The organism is Aquimarina agarilytica ZC1, from assembly GCF_000255455.1.
GTDB lineage: Bacteria > Bacteroidota > Bacteroidia > Flavobacteriales > Flavobacteriaceae > Aquimarina > Aquimarina agarilytica.
On the sequence record NZ_JH621317.1, the window covers coordinates 1 to 3933 of the forward strand.

General features: G+C 33.9%; 2 protein-coding genes. Both read right to left on the reverse strand.

Annotated elements, in window-relative coordinates:
• Positions 1 to 71: 71 nt before the first annotated feature.
• Positions 72 to 1559, reverse strand: coding sequence for a DUF5723 family protein (locus tag KQA_RS0218025; protein WP_010183034.1), 1488 nt, complete (start codon positions 1557 to 1559; stop codon positions 72 to 74).
• Between the two features lie 49 nt (positions 1560 to 1608).
• Positions 1609 to 3582: a DUF5723 family protein gene (locus KQA_RS0218030; protein WP_010183035.1), complete on the reverse strand. Its 1974-nt coding sequence runs from the start codon at positions 3580 to 3582 to the stop codon at positions 1609 to 1611.
• Between the last annotated feature and the right edge of the window lie 351 nt (positions 3583 to 3933).

Below are 3933 nucleotides of genomic sequence, written 5' to 3' on the forward strand. Positions count from 1 at the left end.
TACTAAAAATCTGTCTTTTTTGTTATAAAAAAATCAAGTAATTTTAATCGAACTCAGGTTATTAGAAAAAATTAACCTTTCCCACCTTCACTATATTTTGGAGGACTCTTTAATTGTCCTCTTCTGCAATTTTTACACCTGTTTTTCTGTTCAATATGATCATCATCTTCTTCTCTTCTGGGTGTTTTATGATAAAAAGGGATTTTTAAACCAGCGTATACATCAAAAGAACGCGTTTCTCTATCAATTGCGCGACTAAATAAACTTCCCGATCCCATAAATAAAGGTCCTAAACGGAAGCCGGCACCCCATTGTACGCCACCATAAACAGAAACAGTAATTGGGCTATACATACTAAACCATTTAGTTTCATATCTTGGACTTAGTGAGAATTGTGTGGCATGTCTATTGGCTTGGGCGTTTTCACGAGAAACAAGAGTAAGGTTAGTTACTGCATTAACATAAAATCTATCTTTTACTTTGTAATCAAATTCGGCACGTAATCGGGTTGGTAGGGAGAATTTGTTATTTACTATTCGAGGACCTTCGGGGTTAAATAAAGGTTCAATATCATCAAAATAATTACCTGTTAATAATTCGTTCTTACTCACAGTGGTTCCGGTATATGCTTTTTGAACAGAAGCATAAGTAATAGCTCCAATATCTAATATTGAAATTCCTAATTTATATTTGTAAGTGCTAACATGTCTAATCACTAATTGTTCTTTTACATGTTCCCGAGATACGTTGCTGCGATGCCTAGGTCTGTATTCGTAAACAAAACCTAAGTCAATACCCACGCCTCTTGTTCTTAAATTAAAGTCAAAATCGTCTCCGGTAGAAAAAGGAATCCCATCTCTATCTCCAGCGTCAATGCTGCCACTATAAGTATAGCCTCCGTTTCCTACAAAAAATAATTCATTCGCACCTCCTAAGGCCGAAACATTATCAAGAGTAATATTTGTACTAGCAATACCAAACAAGTATTTTAGGGATATTCCCGCTTTCATAAAACGGACTTTAGTATTTTTAAGTACTCTTGCGTAAGTGGCACCCACCTCAGTCCAGTTGTTGCTAACCGCGGAAGAGTTTACGCCAGTGACAAAAAGTGGTAAGTCATTATCTAGGCCTTCTTCGTCAAAGTAATTAATAACCTCACCATTAATATTGTTTGCATTGGTGATACTTCGAGCTCTAGTGGTTAAAGCAACACTGTGCTTTTCATTTAGAGTAATCATTACAGAGGGTCCAAGTACATCAGCATTCACAAATCCATAGTTGTCTCTATCAATACCTACAGCTGAGGATAATTGATCAAAATCAGCATCTTTTTTTGTAAGCCAGTCCCAATAATTAATCTCATAATAATTATTAAGTGCAAACAAACTAGCAGAAGCTAAATTAACATCTACTTTAGTTCGCGAGTCAGCTATGTTTGCTGGATTAAAAAGTACACCATGAACTCCATTAAAATTATCAGCACCAAAACCAATATAGGATTGTGCGTTTAGTACAGAATAAAAGAATACTAGGGCAAAAGGGGCAATTAATTTACGCATAAATAAAATTATAGGTTAATTAGTAAACGTAAAGTGCTACAAGGTAGTATTATTTTATTAAAATTACTGCAGCCCTTCTGTTTTTACTCTTATTTCCTTTTTTGTACCTAGTTTCGCCATAACCTTTTATAACAAGTCTTTCTTGGTCAATGCCTTTGTTTGTAAAGTATTTTTTAACATTTAAGGCTCTCAATAATGAAAGATTAAAATTGTATTCATCGGTACCAATAGGATCCGTATGTCCTTCAATAATATATTTTGTTGTTGGATATTTATTCATATAAGCTAAAATCTTGTCAAGTATAGCATGTGTTTCTGGTAACAAATAAGCTTTATCATATTTAAAAGCAATCTCATCAGAATGTATTTTCAAAGCACTTTCAATTTCTTGAGCAGCTTCTTCACTATAAATAAATACATCATCCTCAGGGCATCCATTAGTAGCAACACTTCCAGGAGTATAAGGGCATTTGTCAATATAATCCACCGTTCCGTCTCCATCAGAGTCCTTAACTTTTGATAGTCCATTATCTTCTTCAGGCGGAGGTCCTGGGCAACCTTTATTTTCTATAAGACCAGCAATCATCTTACAAGTATCAATTTCATTAGCTACCCCATCGTTATCAAAATCTTTCGAAGGTTTATGGTAAATAGGTAATTTTATACCAGCATAATAATTAGCAGAACCAGTTTTGTCCGATATAATATTACTAATAACAGTACCCGATCCAATAAATACAGGGCCTAATCGAATTCCCGATCCAATCGTAAGTCCATTAAGCTTTTGGTAATTTACAGGAATATGAACACCAAACCATTTGGATTCATACCTTGGAGTAATGGAGTAATTGTTTATAATGTGATTGGCATCACCTTCAGTCTCTTTAACCAAAGAAAGGTCTGCATTCAAATTCACATAAATATGCTCTCTAACTTTATAATCTAGATTGGCATGTAATGCAGTAGGTAGCCCAATTTTTTTATTCACTAAGTTTTTTTCAGGATCAAGCTCATCGTCAATATTGCCGTTAAGGCTTCCGTTTTGAACAAGTTCTTTGTCAATAGAAGTGTCAAGGTCATAAAAATTAGAAACCGAGTTTTCATATGTCGAAGATCCAATATCAGTAATGGATAATCCAAATTTCGCACGGTATTTATTTTTATGTTGCATACCAACTCGGTTGGTGTCAATATCAACCGCATGATATTCCTTTTCATTTGGTCTCCATTCATAAACAAGACCTAAATCTAGGCCAATATTTAAAGTAGAAGCTTTTAAGTCAAAATCATCAAAACTCTCATAAGCCTTACCATTAATATTCCTATCTAAGCTTTTACTAAAAGTATAAGTAGCAGTTCCTCTACCTTCTAATTCTTCGTCGCTAGGATCGTAGGATATAGTAGCATCATCCGAAGTAACAGTAATAAACGCGCGACCACTAATAAGTTTAGCAGTAGCTCCAATTTTTACAAAATGTCTTTTTCTATCAGCAATAACAGCACTATAAGTAAGACCAAGTTCATTCCATACGCTTAACGTAGCATTTAAGTTATTGTCTTCAACGCTTAAAGGGGTGTCGCCAGAAAGACCAGTATCAAATAATTGAATAAGGTCCCCTTTTATATTATTGACATTTCCAGCCATTCGAACACGCGTCATTACACCAATGGCACTTTTTGGGTTAAGACTGTAAAGTAATGATGGTCCTAAAATACTATTGTTAAATTGAACTGTATTGGGATTTTCGGGGACAACAATTCCGTCTTTATTAAAATTATAATCACCTTTAATAATTTCAGAAAATGTTCCAAAAGTATAGTCATTAAGGAAATTAACATTGGCAGAAACAATATTTAAGTCATATTCAAGTCTAGAATCGGCAGCATTAGCAGGGTTATGTAATACCGAATGTATACCACTATAGTTATCGGTAAAATAACCAGGATAAGTTTGGGAGTTTGCTGTTAGGGAAAAAATAAAAAATAACAGCGTATATATATAATGAGTATATACTCTATTCATAGTTGGTTAATATAGTTAAAGTAGGTCATTCGAATATAAGGTTTTTATTTAAAAACACCTTTGAATACAATGTAACTCCTGCTATTTGTATTTTATTGTTCTATATAGTATGTTTAGTAGGTGTAATCTTTCATTTTTTTGATTTTTTTTCAAAATTCAGCTAAAATCTTGGATATCGAGCTATTTGTCGGTGATTTTTTAGGGAGTAAGTTTAATGTAGTCTAAAAAGGAAGCTTTGAGAGTATTGAGGAAATTGGAGCGTGTTTATTAAAAGAGTTAGTTAAGTTTTAAATAATGGCGTTCCCCTCTGGGTCAGGCTTTCACTACTCGCTCTTTCCGCTATTGCTCCAA